Below are 13,804 nucleotides of genomic sequence, written 5' to 3'. Positions count from 1 at the left end.
TCGCTTTTCACCCAAACCATCAGCCAACTATCTGGTGCGGTGTCCTTACCGATTGCGGGACCGTTGGCGGAATGGATGCCGCCACCGAGCCCCCATGGATGGGTTAACGGCGTGTCCCGCGAGCGGTGAGGGCACCGCACACTCGACGCTGCGCCTTGCTGCAGGGCCCTTGCCCGCCCACCATTGCGGGACGCGCTGCAAGTACGTCCGTGTAAGCTCTGGCGCGGCATCCATGCCGCTCAAGGTTCCGCGACGGTGGGCGGGCAAGGACCAGTCGAAATGGTCGGATAAGCGCAGAGCGCTCAGCGCAGCAGCGACTTGATGGTCAGGTCCAGCGCGTCCTGGCCCTTTTCCTTCTGCAGCAGGCGCGCCGGTACCGGCAGGTCCTTGACCACCCAGGCGATCAGTTCCTTGTCGCCGTCCACGCGCGAGACCTTGGTGGCCTGTTCCTGTTTGCCGTTGACGGTGATGGTTTCCTTGCCGACCACCTTGTAGCTCATCGGCTTGATGCGGCCTTCGTCCACCATGCGGTAGTTGAGCGGCTTGCCGGCGGCTAGATCGCGGGTGATTGCCAGGTTGATCAGCAATGCGTCCATATCGCCAGGCTGCAGCTTGACCGGACCGCGACGGTCCGGCTTGATGTCGCCGCCCCAGGTGGCCTGGCTGGTTTTCCAGTCGTAATTGGCGGTGACGTTGCGGCGCTTGACCATCATCGACGAGGTGTCGTTGCTGCTCACCGGGCGCAGTTGGCCGTTGGCCTCTTCGAATACCGTGCTCTGGGTGAGGTTGGCCAGCTGGTTCTGGATGGTGAGCGTGTAGCGCCACTGGTTGGAACCGGCCGCGGCCAGGGTCATGGTGCCGTTGGCCTGCATGCCCATGTAATTGGCCGAGTAGTCGGCCTGGAAGGGCTGCACGGCAAACGCTGGCAGGCTGGCCACGGCCAGGGCGGCGGCGGCGATCAATGCGCTGGGGCGGAAAGAGAATGTCATGGTCAGGCTCCTTGGTATTCGACCAGGCGGAGATCGACCTGATCCTCACCTTTGTCACGTTGCAGGATGCGCACCGGGGTCGGAACCCCGTTGGCGATCCAGAGGATGGTTTCGTTGTCGCCGCCGTTGACGCGATACACGCGCAACGCGTCGTAGCTCAGGTCGCCGACCTGCACCACCTCGGTGGTGTCGGCGGCGCGGTAGTCGTACTTGCGCACCTTGCCCACATCGACATAGCGATAGCTCAGGCTGCGGCCGGGCTGCGCGTCGCGCATCAGCGACAGGTTCAGGGAGAGCGCGCTCTGGTCGCCGCGCTGCAGCGGAATCGGTTGTTGGCGTTCCTTCTTCAGATCGCCATCCCATTGCGCGGTGCCGGCCTGCCAGTTGTAGACGCCGGTGACCTTCTTGCCGAAGAACACCGCCTTGCGCACGGTGCTCTGGCTGAGCGGCACGTAGGTGTCACCGTCGACACGGAACACCGTGCTCTGCTCCAGGTTCAGGCCCAGGATGCTGGCGAAGCCTTTACGGCCGCGTACCGACATGTCGATGCGCCACTGGCTGCCGTCGCCGTGGCTGACCTGCATCGTGGCGTCGCCCGCTTCCTTGCCGCGATAGAACGCCTGGTAGGTCGCCACGAACGGCTCCAGCGGTGGCGGCGTCCAGGTGCTGGCGGGCAGGGTGGCGGCAGATGCCGGTGCCGCCGCAGCAGGGGGCACTGGCGTTGGCTGGGCGGGCGCGGGGACTTGGATGGCCTGTTGCGCGCGGCCGGGGCCGGCCTGGGTGAGCAGGGCGGTGGTCAACAGCGCGGCGGCGATCGGAAGGACGTTCATGCGCTGATTGGGGCACAGGGCCCACAAGGATGTCCGAGGCAGGATGAGGGGGGCGTCTGGCGCATTCAGGCGAATGCGGTGTCAGCGGACTCTAGTCGTAGTGGCGTAAACAGGCACTGACCGTCGAGGTGGACCGCATCGCCGTGGATCTGCACACGCCCACTGGCCAGCAGGTCGAGGGTGGCAAGCAGCAGCGGATGCTCGCGGGCCAGTACACGCGCAGCCAGCTGGTCGGCACTGTCGCCAGGCAGCACCGGCACGCGGGCCTGTGCGATCACGCTGCCGGCATCCAGCTCGGGCACCACCAGATGCACGCTGGCGCCATGCTCGGCATCGCCGGCTTCAAGCGCGCGCGCATGGGTGTGCAGGCCGCGATACTTGGGCAGCAGCGACGGGTGGATATTGAGCATGCGGCCGGCAAAGCGGCGCACCAGCGGCTCGCCGAGGATGCGCATGTAGCCGGCGCAGACGATCCAGTCCGGCTGCACGGCGGCGATCGCATCGCCCAGCGCAGCATCGAACGCGTCCCTATCGGCAAACGCGCGCGGGCTGGCGCTCCAGCGCCGTGCCGCCTCCACCTTCTGCAGGGCCGGCGCCTGCGGGCGATCGGAGAACACCCCGACCACGGTTGCGTGCAGGCGCCCGCTGGCGATGGCATCGAGCATGGCCTGCAGGTTGCTGCCGCGGCCGGAGGCCAGTACGGCCAGGCGGAGCGGGGCGTCAGTTGCGTGCATTGAGCAATGTCCTCACCACGGGGTAGGCCGCCAGGCTGCCGAGGGTGGCCAGCAGCATGTCGGTATGCGCGTCCCAGGGGTCGCCCTGCTGGCCGTTGTAGGCTTCGGCGGCCTGCGGCGACAGCAGCAGCGCAATGCCCCATTCGAACCACTCGTAAATCAGGCTGACGCACATGATGCTCATCACCGTCAGCGCGAAGGCCTGCCGCCGCGTCAATCGCGGCCATCGCCGCAGCGCCAGCTGCATCACGGCCGGGGTAAAGCACAGCCCGAACAGCAAATGGATCAGCCGGTCGAAATGATTGCGCGTCCAGCCGAACGCCGCAGCAGGCGACCAGTGCAGCAGCTGCCGGCTCCAGTGTTCGTAGGGCACGTTGGAATACAGCCAGCGTGCGCCGATGCAGTGCATGCAGATGAATATGCAGATCGCTGCAAAGGCACCGGTGTCCATCGGCCAGCGACGGTCGACACCTACCAGCGCAATCAGCCCGGCCACGGTCAACGTACTGTGCAGCGCCTGCTCGAGCGGCCACAGCGGGGCGAGCCAGCTTGCTGCAAACACTGCCAGCGTGGCGACCAACGCGGCCAGCTTCGGACGGCGCATGGCGCGTGGGCTCGCCTTCATTTCAACCTGCGGCAGGCGCAGCGCCGAACAGTGCCTTGACCTGGGGGCGCAGCAAGGTGACCAGCGTGAAGACTCCAAGCACGGTCCCGAACGGCATGAAGCTGCAGGAGATGCCCGCCACGATCAGACAGAGCAGATGCCACCGGCGCTGGGCGATGCAGCGCCCGGCATAGGCCATGAACCCGGCCAGGGTCAGGCCGCCGGTGATCAGGGCGGCCGCGAACACCACGAAGATCCAGCCGAACAGGCGCATCTCGGCAGGTGCGGGTTCCCCATTGCTGCCCTGCATCGGCAACTGCCCGGTGACAATGGCCAGCCCCATGACCAGATGGATCAGCGGGAACAGCGAAAACAGCCCGGTGATGCCGGCCAGCACGTAATGAAAGATCGACAGCAGCTTGAGATGCTGCAGGTCGTCGGCGCTGGCCGACGGAGCCGGCAGGGGTGGGGAAGCGTCCATGCGAGGTTCCTGGTCAGCCGATCTGCACGCGTTCGTCGCCGTGCGCGGCGACCACCTGGCCGATCCGCCAGTGGGCGAGCGACTGGCCATCCAGCGCCTGTTCCAGCGCCGCCGCCTGATCGGGCGATGCGACCAGCACGAACCCGATCCCGCAGTTGAAGGTGCGCCACATTTCGGCATCGGCCACCGCGCCTTCGCGCTGCAGCCAGGCGAAGACCGGCGGCAGCGTCCACGCCTTGGCATCGATCTCCAGGCCCAGGCCATCCGGAATCACGCGAATGATGTTTTCGGTCAGCCCGCCGCCGGTGATGTGCGCCATGGCGTGGATCGATTCGCCATGCGATTTCAGCAGCGCCAGCACCGGCTTGACGTACAGCGCGGTGGGCGCCATCAATGCGTCGATCAACCTGGTGCCATCGTCCAGTACGTGTTCGGCCGGCGCGCCGGCACGCTCGTAGATCTTGCGGATCAACGAATAGCCGTTGGAATGCGGGCCGGAAGACGCGATGCCGATCAGCACGTCGCCGGCGCGTACCTGTGCGCCGTCCAGCAACTGCGACTTTTCCACCGCACCGACGGTGAAGCCGGCCAGGTCGTATTCGCCGGGCGGGTACATGTCGGGCATTTCGGCGGTTTCGCCGCCGATCAAGGCGCAACCGGACAGCTCGCAACCGCGTGCAATGCCGCCCACCACCGCAGCCGCAGTGTCCACATCCAGCTTGCCGGTGGCGAAGTAGTCCAGGAAGAACAGCGGTTCGGCGCCCTGCACCAGCACGTCGTTGACGCACATGCCGACCAGGTCGATGCCGATGGTGTCGTGGCGGCCCAGTTGCTGTGCCAGCTTGAGCTTGGTGCCCACGCCGTCGGTGCCGGAGACCAGCACCGGCTCCTTGTACTTGCCGGACAGGTCGAACAGCGCGCCAAAGCCGCCCAGGCCACCCATCACCTCCGGCCGGAAGCTGCGCTTGACCAGCGGCTTGATGCGTTCGACCAGGGCGTTGCCGGCATCGATGTCGACGCCTGCGTCGCGGTAGGTCATGGGCGAGGGAGTAGAAGGCGTTGGGCTGGTCACGGGCGTGGGTGGCTCGGCAGTAAAGGCGGCGATTTTAACAGCCACGTTGGCGCTAGCGCCCCATTCGGGCAACAATTCACCCGGATACGCCTACGCCATGGAACCGTCGATGCGCCGCAGTCTTGCTTTCTTTCTCGCCCTCGTGGTCGCCATGCCCGCCGTTCCGGCCTTTGCGCAGGCCGATCTGCGTACCGAAGGCGACGTCGCCAAAGCGCAGAGCGCCTACGATGCCGAAGTGCCGGTCAACAGCCAGAGCGAATCCGATCGCCCCGGTGCCCTGGCGCGCGCGCTGGGCGCGGTGCTGGGCAAGGTCTCCGGCGATCGCGCGGTGATGAGCCGCCCGGGGGTGCCGCAGGCGCTGCGCAATGCGCCCAATTACGTCGAGCACTACGACTACCGCCAGGATCAGGGCACTTCGCGCTCCGGTGCGCCGACCTTCCGCACCACCCTGGTGGCACGGTTTCGGCAGTCCGATGTCGATGGACTGATCGCGGCGCTGGGTCTGCCGGTCTGGCCGCTGCCGCGGCCCAAGCCGGTGCTGTGGTTGGCCATCGATGACGGCAGCGGTCCGCGCCTGGTCGGGGTTGCCCAGGCCAACGCCGCCCGCAGCGTGCTCGACCGCGCCATTGAGCGTGGCTACCGGCTCGGCCTGCCGGGCGGCGCCGCTGCCGAGCAGGTACTGGCCGGTGCGATCTGGCGCAAGGACACCGCCGCGGTGTCGCGCGCCTCGGCCAAGTACAGCCCGCCGATGCAACTGATCGGCAAGCTCTACCGCAATGCCGCCGGCTGGACCGCCGACTGGGTGTTCGTGGACAACGGCAATGTGTTGTCCAGCTGGACCAGCAGCGATGGCGATGCGCGGCGTGCGATGGCGGCCGGTGCCGACGGCGCGGCCGATGCACTGGTCAAGCGCTATGCCAAGCGCGTGGACTCGGGGGTGCCGGGCGTATACCGCGCGGTGATCACCGGCATCCATAGCGCCGACGATTACCTGCGGGTTGCCGCTGCGCTGCAGGGCGTGTCGGTGGTGCGCAGCATCCGCCCGGTCAGCGCCAATGGCGACCGAATCGAAGTGGATCTGGAATTGCTCACGGGCATTTCCGGGCTCAACCGTATGCTCGGCGACAACAGTCCCCTGGTCTCGGTGTCGGTCCCGACCGAGGGCCCGATCATTCTCGAAAACGAGCACGCCGAGTACCGCCTGAAATGACTTTGACTCCCGAAGCCGAGATCGCCTTATTCCTGCGTCGCCTCAAATGGGCGGCGGTGATCGTCGGTGTGCTGTGGGTGATCTCGCTGCTGGCGCCGATCCTGACGCCCTTCGTGCTGGCCCTGCTGCTTGCGTGGCTGGGCGACCCGCTGGTGGACCGCATCGAGCGCGCCGGGCGTTCGCGCAATGTGGCGGTGGCCCTGGTGTTCGTGCTGGCCACGCTGTTGTTCGTGCTGGCGCTGATGATCCTGGTACCGATGATCGAACGCCAGATCATGACCCTGATCGATGCACTGCCGCAAATGCGCGCCTGGGCGATCAGCACCGCCATCCCGTGGCTGGAAGCCAAGACCGGCGTGGAGCTGATGGGCTGGCTGGACCCGGAGCGGCTGATCGACTGGATCCGCAGCCATTGGGAACAGGCCGGCGGTGCCGCCAAGACCTTCTTCGGCTACGTGTCGCGCTCGGGCTTTGCGATGGTGACCTGGGTGATCAACCTGGCATTGCTGCCGATCCTGGCGTTCTACTTCCTGCGTGACTGGGACCGGCTGGTCGAGCGCGTGGCGGCGGTGATACCGCGTGCCTACATCGGCACGGTGAGCCGGTTGGCGCTGGAATCCAACGACGTACTGGGCGGCTTCATTCGCGGCCAGTTCCTGGTGATGCTGGCGTTGGGCGCGATCTATGCCACCGGCCTGTCCATCATCGGGCTCAACCTGGGGTTGTTGATCGGCATCATCGCCGGTTTCATCAGCTTCATTCCGTACCTGGGCGCGACCACCGGCATCGTGCTCGCGCTGCTGGCGGCCATCGTGCAGGCGCAGGGCCTGGACCTGAAGCTGCTGATCGGCGTGGGCGTGGTGTTCACCGTTGGCCAGTTGCTGGAAAGCTACGTGCTCACCCCGCGCATCGTCGGCGACAAGATCGGCCTGCATCCGGTCGCAGTGATCTTTGCGGTGATGGCCGGCGGCCAGTTGTTCGGCTTCCTCGGCATGTTGCTGGCATTGCCGGTGGCGGCGGTGGCCAATGTGCTGCTGCGCTATGCGCATGAGCAGTACACCCGCAGCGACCTGTATGCAGGCGAGCGGGCCGGCATCGTGCTGCAGTCCACGCCCGAGCGCAGCATCATCATCGACCCGAGCAAGGACGCAGATCGGTCGTGAGCGTGCCGCAGTTGCCATTGGCGTTGCGCGCGCCATCCGACCAGCGTTTCGACAGTTACATCGCCGCGCCCGACGGCCTGCTTGCGCAGTTGCAGGCGCTGGCCGCCGGGCAGGTGAGCGACTGGCTGTACCTGGCCGGTCCTGCCGGTACCGGCAAGACGCATCTGGCACTGGCGGTGTGCGCTGCGGCCGAGCAGGCCGGGCGCGCAACGGCGTATCTGCCCCTGCATGCGGCCGCTGGACGGCTGCGCGACGCGCTCGAAGCGTTGGAAGGGCGCAGCCTGGTCGCACTGGATGGCGTGGACAGCATTGCCGGGCAGCGCGATGACGAAGTGGCGCTGTTCGATTTCCACAACCGTGCGCGCGCGGCCGGCATCAGCCTGCTCTACACCGCCCGGCAGATGCCCGATGGCCTGGCCCTGGTCCTGCCGGACCTGCGCTCGCGCCTGTCGCAATGCATCCGCATCGGCTTGCCGGTACTCGACGATGCCGCGCGCGCGGCGGTGCTGCGCGACCGCGCGCAGCGGCGCGGCCTGGCTCTGGACGAGGCGGCGATCGATTGGCTGCTGACCCATAGCGAGCGCGAACTGGCCGGCCTGGTGGCCTTGCTGGATCGGCTGGATCGCGAATCGCTGGCCGCCAAGCGCCGCATCACGGTGCCCTTCCTGCGGCGGGTGCTTGAGGATCGTGGGGCTTAGAGCGGCTGACAGAGTTACCACGCTCACCGCTACGCAGGCCCGAGCTGCTTCGCGATTCCCATCAGCATATCTATGGCAGTGTCCAGGCGTTTGAGGCACAACGCCTAGAGCTTACAGAGCGTAGGGTCTGGGACTCTGCTGCAAGGCCCTTGCCCGCCCATCATCGCGGGACACGCCGCAAGTACGTCCTTGAGGGCTCTGGCGCGGCATCCATGCCGCTCAAGATCCCGCGACGGTGGGCGGGCAAGGGCCCGTCGGGATGGTCGGTGCGCATGGATAAGAGTAGGTGCGACGGCCCTCGGGCTGGCTGCAAGGCCCATCGAGATGATCGATGTGGGTGATTCACGCAATGCGCAGTGCGCGGCCGGGCGTTGTAGCGGTGTGGTTGCGATCAGCCGCCGTCGTGCAGCAACTGCGCATCCAGCGCCGCCAATCGTTGCGGCGTGCCGACATCGGTCCAGCGCCCGGCATGGTGGATGCCAACGACCAAGCCTGCTGCCATCTGCGCGCGCAGGATCGGCGCCAGCGCAAACCGCGGCGCCGTGCTGCCCTGTGCTGGCAGCGGGCCAATCACTGATGGCCAATCGCGTAGCAACGCCGGCCGATAGACACCGATGCCGGCGTAGGTATGCGTCGCAGGGAGATCGGCGCGTACCTTGCCATCGGCGTCCAGCGCGAAATCCGCACGCGCTGCATATGCAGGTTGGTCGACCAGCACCAGCTGCGCCAATCCCTCCGGCGCACGCGACAGGCGGGCAAAATCGAAATCGGTCCAGATGTCGCCATTGACCAGCAGAAATGGTGCATCGCCCAGCAGCGGCAGCGCATGCAGCATGCCGCCGCCGGTTTCCAGTGGCGTCGCACCTTCGTAGGAATAGGTCAGCCGTAGACCGAACGTGCTGCCGTCGCCCAATACCTGGGGAAACTGCTCGGCCAGCCACGAGGTGTTGATCACCACCTCGTCCACGCCCAGTGCCGCCAATTTGCGTAAATGCCACACGATCAACGGCGTGCCGCCGACCGAAAGCAGCGGCTTGGGCGTGCGCTCGGTGAGCGGGCGCATGCGCTCGCCGAATCCGGCGGCAAAGATCAGCGCTTTCATGCCGTGACCTGCTGCGCGCGTGCAGCCAGTGCGGGCTTGATCACCTCGTCCAGCAGGCCGAGCAACGGCGCAAGCTCGGTGTAGCGAGGCAGTACCTCGTCGAGATACGTGATGAAACGCGGCACGTTCTCCAGATACCAATGCTTGCCATCGCGATGGCTCAGCCGCGAAAAAATACCCAGATTCTTCAAATGCCGTTGCACACCCATCCAGTCCGCATCGCGCAGAAATTGCGCCAGCGCCGGAACCGGCAATCCGGCTGCACCTGCGCGCGCGTGGTAGCGCTGCAGCCAACCGTCCACGCGGGCAATCGGCCAGCTCACCGAGGTGTCCTTGAACAGGCTGATCGGGTCGTAGGCGATCGGGCCGATCACGCAATCCTGAAAGTCCAGCACTGCCGGGCCATCGGCCACCGGCATCAGATTGCGCGGCATGAAATCGCGATGGGTGAACACGCGTGGCTGCGCCAGGGCGTTGTCCATCAAACGGCGCTGTACCAACTGCAGTTGCTCGGCATGGCCACAGTCCAGCTGCACGCCGAGATGGCGTCCCAGAAACCATTCCTCGAACAGTCCCGCATCGCGTTGCAGCAGCGCCTCGCCGAACACTCCGCTGTCGGCAGGCGGCGGAATCTGCTGCAGCAACAGCAACTGCGCGATGGCACCATCGATCAGGTCATCGGCGTTGGCGTCGGTCAACACCTGCGCCAACGTCGGCACGCCCAGATCCTCCAGCAGCAGGAATCCGCTCTCCAACTCCTGCGCCAGCACCTGCGGCACGCGCACGCCGTGCTCACGCAGCACGCCGTGCATGCGCAACCACGGCGCTACATTTTCCAGCGCTGGTGGCGCGTCCATCACGATCCGATCGACGCCACTGCCCTGCGTGCGCCAGTAACTGCGAAACCCGGCGTCCATGGATGCGCGCTGCAGCGTGGCGTGTGGATCGTTGAGGGCCTGGCGCGCCCAGTGCAGGCGCAGCGCGTCGCGTGCAGTGTCCGAAGGTGATGACGTCATGTGTTCTGAGCTGTCGTGTCGTGGTGGGTCAGGCGCGCGGGCAGCGCTCAGCGTTTGCTGCCGCTGAACAACCGCAGCAGCGCGAGGATGGCGATGGCACCGAGCAATGCGCCAAGGAAACCGGCCGGCTCGCCTGCGCGGTACCACCCCATGTAGCGCCCAAACCAGCTGGCAACCACTGCGCCGGCGATCCCGAGCACGATGGTCAGCAGGCAGCCCAGGCGCTGGGTACCGGGCGTGATGAAACGCGCCAGCAGCCCGACCACAAAACCGACCAGCAGGATGTAGAGCCAGCTATCGCTACCAAACAGATTGTTCATCGCAGCACCGCGAGTGGACGGGATCGGCAGCCTAGCATTTCGGATGTCGCCACCTGGCGCAGCGGGCGCAGCGGGCGCAGGAGCGACCGCGCCGATGCAACGGCTTCAGAGAGCATAGGGATCGGCTTCTGCCGCTGTGCGCTCTTGATTTCGTGCGAAGCCATCTCCCCGACCAGTCGCCTCCCAGGAGATATGTCCGCTGAAAAATGTCGCGGATGAAGTTTGCAAACCTAACGGCATCGCAGGCGACGCTTCAGGGGGAAAACAACGGCTCTGCATCGGCCAGCCACTGCCAAATCCTCCCCGACGAGCAGATCCTAAGCCCCTCTCCCATCGGGAAAGGGGGTGGGGTGAGGGTACGGAGCCAGGCGACGCGTGACGTCAGGCGGCCAAGTCGCACCAGGAGCCTGATCGCCAACCAGCCAGCCAGACCACCACAGGCAAGCACCCGCACGAATCGCCACTCAGCTTTCCCATCAACCGATGCAAGCCAACCGCATGTATCGGTTCAACCGCTAACTCAACAGCAACCGTGACCCCCATGCCGGGTGCCGCTGTCGGCTGCCACCGGCGAGCCACTGGTTTCGCCTCGCAGACAGGCCGCGTGATGGTCGGCGATCACCTTCGATACGCAGGCGGTGACGCGCTTGCCCATCGGGATATGCAGGAACTCGTTCGGACCGTGTGCGTTGGAGTGGGGGCCCAGCACGCCGGTGATCATGAACTGCGCGCCGGGGAACTTCTCGCCCAGCATGCCCATGAACGGAATAGAGCCGCCTTCGCCCATGTACATCGCCGGCTTGTCGAAAAACGCCTGGCTGGCGTCGTCGATGGCCTTTTCCAGCCACGGCGCCATGGCCGGTGCATTCCAGCCGGACGAGGCCTTCTCCAGCTCCAGCGTCACCTGGGCGCCGTTGGGCGGATCGCGCAGCAGCGCTTCCTTGAGCAACTCGCCGCAGGCCTTGCCGTCGGCCGTCGGCGGTAGCCGCAGCGACAGCTTCACCGCCGTCTGCGGACGCAGCACGTTGCCGGCCGAGGCCAGCGGCGGCATGCCGTCCACACCGGTGATCGACAGCGCCGGGCGCCAGGTGCGGTTCAACACCAGCTCGGTGAGGTCCTCATGCATCGGCACCAGGCCATCCACCATCGGAAACTTATCGAAAATGGCAGTATCCAGCGTTGCCGCTGCAGCCTTGGCCTGGGTCAGCCGTTCCGCCGGCACCTCGACATGCAAGCCGTCCAGCAGGATGCGGCCGCTGGTTTCGTCTTCGATGCGCGAGAGCAGCTGACGCAACAGCCGGAAGCTGGACGGCACCACGCCAGACGCATCGCCGGAGTGCACACCTTCTTCCAGTACCTTCACCGTAAGGTTGCCGCCGGTCAGGCCGCGCAACGAGGTGGTGCACCACAGCTGCTCGTAATTGCCGCAGCCCGAGTCCAGGCAGACCACCAGCGACGGCTTGCCGATGCGCTGTGCCAGGTGGTCCACGTAGGCCGGCAGGTCGTAGCTGCCGGACTCTTCGCAGGCCTCGATCAGCACCACGCAACGCGCATGCGGCAGGCCCTGCGTGCGCAGTGCCAGGATGGCCGCCAGCGAGCCGTAGATGGCGTAGCCGTCGTCGGCGCCACCGCGGCCGTACAACTTGTCGTCGCGCAGCACCGGCTCCCAGGGGCCAAGGTCGGCATCCCAGCCGGTCATTTCCGGCTGCTTGTCCAGGTGCCCGTACAGCAACACGGTGTCGTCGCCCGATTCCGGGCCGGTGGCCGGGATCTCGATGAAGATCAACGGCGTGCGGCCTTCCAGACGCACTACCTCGACATGCATGCCGTCGATCGCCTGTGCCCGCGCCCAGCTTTCCATCAGGGTGACGGCCTGCTCCATGTATCCGTTGACCACCCAATCGGTGTCGAACATCGGCGACTTGTTGGGGATACGGATGTAATCGACCAGCTGGGGGACGATCTCGCGGTCCCAGGTGTCGCTGATGAATTGGTCGATCTTGGCGCTGTCCATGGAGGCTCCGAATGCGTGACGTAGCAGCACATTCTACGCCGGTGACATGGGGTAGGGATTTCCCTACAAGGCGGCGCGCAGTTCACCGGCTGTGTGAAAAGTTCGTTGGCGATAGGATTGCTGCATGTGGCGCGGGACACTGGCTCCGCCGGCAGGAATGCTGGCTAGGACCATCACCCAAGCCACAAGGAGCGTTGCAATGAAGTCATTTACCGTAGTCCTGAAGTCCCTGCTACTGGCGTTGCTGTTGTCCTCGAATGCGTACGCGCTTGAGAAGGTCGATATCAACACCGCGTCTGCTGAGGAATTGGACAAGGTGCTGACGAATGTCGGGCGATCAAAAGCCGAGGCAATCGTCGAGCACCGTCAGGCAAACGGTCCCTTCAAAAGTGCCGAGGAACTGGCACTGGTCAAGGGCATCGGACTCAAGACGGTCGAACGGAATCGCGACCTGATCGAGGTAGGAGCCACGATGGCTCCCGCCAAGAAGGCTGCCAAGGGGGCGGCGGTGAAACCGGTGGGACGGCGTTAAGGGGAAGGGATCCGAGATACGGTTCGACGCGAGGATGCGTGGCCGCAACCTAACTGGACAGGATGTCTGGGGGATGGCTGGAAGCCGACAAGGACGTGGAATCGCCCGGTGTTGCACTTGGATGTGCAGCCGGGCGTTTTTCGTTGGGGCAGGCGGAACTGGTGGCTCCGCGGAAACTGGTCCACTCCATGAGCGAGGGCCGTGCCGGGCAGGCGGGGCAGGGCAGCGGTGATGTCTGCGTGCCCGGCCATCGAGGGCGGGTGACGCTGTGACGGCAGGGCTTCGGGCACAATGCGCCGATGCAGCTGACAGACCTGAGCAGCCGGGTGATTCCGGCCACCGACTACCGCCGCGAGCGCTGGCGCAATCAATTGGGGTGGACGCGCGAGATCCTGCGGCTTGGGAACGCCGAGCACTGGGCGCTACGCCTGTCGATCGCCGAGATCGAGCAGGACGCTGCGTTTTCTGCGTTTCCGGGCGTCGACCGCGAACTGGTGCTGCTGCACGGTAACGGCATGCGGCTGAAGTTTGGCAACGGCGAGCACGCCGCCGATGGTGATGCCGGCCATGGCGATGCTGCAGGGGCAGATGCAGATGCAGGTAGAGATACGGGTCAGAGCGGCGACCTTCTGATCAACGCGGCTACTGGCGTGGCCGCCTCTCGTGCGGGCCGTCGTGTGGCGTTGCTGCCGCCTTACCAGCGCGTCCGATTTGCGGGCGAAGAGACGGTGAGTGCCGAACTGCTCGACGGGCCGACGCAGGACTTCAACCTGATGTGGCGGCGCGATCTGGTGCGGACCGAGCTGCTGCATCGGCCCCTGGTCGGCACCATGCTGTTTTTCGCCGACCCTTCCAGCGCCTGGGCGATCCATTTGCTGACCGGTCAGGCCAGTTTTGGCCGCGATAGTGCGCTGCCGCCGTTGGCGGCCGGCGATACCGCCTGGCTGAGCGCCGCGGCACGCAGTCGCTACGTGCTGGATGGCGGTGGCGAGTTGCTGGCAATTCGGGTGAGCCCGTATCCGGGAGCGGCCGAGTAGGC

General features: G+C 66.0%; 15 protein-coding genes. 5 read left to right on the top strand and 10 right to left on the bottom strand.

What is annotated here, in order from left to right:
* Positions 1 to 302: 302 nt before the first annotated feature.
* The 6 genes from ACCQ12_RS13760 to purM all read right to left on the bottom strand — a co-directional run bounded on the left by ACCQ12_RS13760 (position 303) and on the right by purM (position 4,785).
* Positions 303 to 989, bottom strand: coding sequence for a DUF3108 domain-containing protein (locus ACCQ12_RS13760; protein ID WP_166745282.1), 687 nt, complete (start codon positions 987 to 989; stop codon positions 303 to 305).
* 2 nt (positions 990 to 991) lie between these two features.
* Entirely contained in the window at positions 992 to 1,819 is an 828-nt protein-coding gene (locus ACCQ12_RS13755; protein WP_372381980.1) for a DUF3108 domain-containing protein, read from the bottom strand.
* A 65-nt stretch (positions 1,820 to 1,884) separates the two neighbouring features.
* A complete protein-coding gene (gene purN, locus ACCQ12_RS13750) occupies positions 1,885 to 2,553 on the bottom strand; it encodes a phosphoribosylglycinamide formyltransferase (RefSeq protein ID WP_047693837.1) in 669 nt (222 codons plus the stop codon).
* Positions 2,540 to 3,157: a DUF2238 domain-containing protein gene (locus ACCQ12_RS13745; protein WP_372381979.1), complete on the bottom strand. Its 618-nt coding sequence runs from the start codon at positions 3,155 to 3,157 to the stop codon at positions 2,540 to 2,542. Before ACCQ12_RS13745 ends, purN begins: the two co-directional genes overlap by 14 nt.
* Before the next feature lie 22 nt (positions 3,158 to 3,179).
* On the bottom strand, positions 3,180 to 3,638 hold the full coding sequence (locus tag ACCQ12_RS13740; protein WP_372381978.1) for a hypothetical protein: 459 nt from the start codon (positions 3,636 to 3,638) through the stop codon (positions 3,180 to 3,182).
* A gap of 13 nt (positions 3,639 to 3,651) precedes the next feature.
* Positions 3,652 to 4,785 (bottom strand): phosphoribosylformylglycinamidine cyclo-ligase, encoded by a 1,134-nt coding sequence (purM, locus tag ACCQ12_RS13735; RefSeq protein ID WP_179454331.1) that lies wholly within the window; start codon positions 4,783 to 4,785, stop codon positions 3,652 to 3,654.
* A 22-nt stretch (positions 4,786 to 4,807) separates the two neighbouring features.
* Between purM and ACCQ12_RS13730 the strand changes: the two genes are divergently transcribed.
* Genes ACCQ12_RS13730 through hda form a run of 3 tightly spaced genes read left to right on the top strand, consistent with a single transcriptional unit; the run spans position 4,808 to position 7,781 of the window.
* Positions 4,808 to 5,920 carry a DUF2066 domain-containing protein gene (locus ACCQ12_RS13730; RefSeq protein ID WP_372381977.1) on the top strand — a complete coding sequence of 371 codons (1,113 nt, stop codon included), beginning with the start codon at positions 4,808 to 4,810 and terminating at the stop codon, positions 5,918 to 5,920.
* Positions 5,917 to 7,083 carry an AI-2E family transporter gene (locus ACCQ12_RS13725; RefSeq protein ID WP_039404666.1) on the top strand — a complete coding sequence of 389 codons (1,167 nt, stop codon included), beginning with the start codon at positions 5,917 to 5,919 and terminating at the stop codon, positions 7,081 to 7,083. The genes ACCQ12_RS13730 and ACCQ12_RS13725 overlap by 4 nt, the downstream gene beginning before the upstream one ends.
* The gene (hda, locus tag ACCQ12_RS13720) at positions 7,080 to 7,781 is read left to right on the top strand and encodes a DnaA regulatory inactivator Hda (protein WP_047693831.1); all 702 of its coding nucleotides are present in this window, start codon (positions 7,080 to 7,082) and stop codon (positions 7,779 to 7,781) included. Before ACCQ12_RS13725 ends, hda begins: the two co-directional genes overlap by 4 nt.
* A 391-nt stretch (positions 7,782 to 8,172) precedes the next feature.
* Here the strand turns inward: hda and murU are convergent, their stop codons facing one another.
* The 4 genes from murU to ACCQ12_RS13700 form a co-directional block, all read right to left on the bottom strand.
* Positions 8,173 to 8,883: an N-acetylmuramate alpha-1-phosphate uridylyltransferase MurU gene (murU, locus tag ACCQ12_RS13715; RefSeq protein ID WP_372381976.1), complete on the bottom strand. Its 711-nt coding sequence runs from the start codon at positions 8,881 to 8,883 to the stop codon at positions 8,173 to 8,175.
* Positions 8,880 to 9,899 carry an aminoglycoside phosphotransferase family protein gene (locus ACCQ12_RS13710; protein WP_372381975.1) on the bottom strand — a complete coding sequence of 340 codons (1,020 nt, stop codon included), beginning with the start codon at positions 9,897 to 9,899 and terminating at the stop codon, positions 8,880 to 8,882. The genes murU and ACCQ12_RS13710 overlap by 4 nt, the downstream gene beginning before the upstream one ends.
* A gap of 47 nt (positions 9,900 to 9,946) precedes the next feature.
* The gene (locus ACCQ12_RS13705; protein WP_039404677.1) at positions 9,947 to 10,219 is read right to left on the bottom strand and encodes a GlsB/YeaQ/YmgE family stress response membrane protein; all 273 of its coding nucleotides are present in this window, start codon (positions 10,217 to 10,219) and stop codon (positions 9,947 to 9,949) included.
* A gap of 520 nt (positions 10,220 to 10,739) precedes the next feature.
* Positions 10,740 to 12,233 (bottom strand): M20 family metallopeptidase, encoded by a 1,494-nt coding sequence (locus ACCQ12_RS13700; protein ID WP_372381974.1) that lies wholly within the window; start codon positions 12,231 to 12,233, stop codon positions 10,740 to 10,742.
* 157 nt (positions 12,234 to 12,390) lie between these two features.
* Between ACCQ12_RS13700 and ACCQ12_RS13695 the strand changes: the two genes are divergently transcribed.
* Complete coding sequence (locus tag ACCQ12_RS13695; protein ID WP_005993268.1) at positions 12,391 to 12,765, top strand: ComEA family DNA-binding protein; 375 nt, start codon at positions 12,391 to 12,393, stop codon at positions 12,763 to 12,765.
* Positions 12,766 to 13,064: 299 nt separating this feature from the next.
* Positions 13,065 to 13,802 carry a HutD/Ves family protein gene (locus ACCQ12_RS13690; protein WP_372381973.1) on the top strand — a complete coding sequence of 246 codons (738 nt, stop codon included), beginning with the start codon at positions 13,065 to 13,067 and terminating at the stop codon, positions 13,800 to 13,802.
* Positions 13,803 to 13,804: the final 2 nt, after the last annotated feature.

Origin of the sequence: Xanthomonas sp. NCPPB 1068, assembly GCF_041479385.2 — a bacterium.
GTDB classification, from domain to species: Bacteria; Pseudomonadota; Gammaproteobacteria; order Xanthomonadales; family Xanthomonadaceae; genus Xanthomonas; species Xanthomonas cannabis.
The sequence above is the reverse complement of the archived record's forward strand: the minus strand, read 5'-3'. Positions and strand labels throughout refer to the sequence as shown.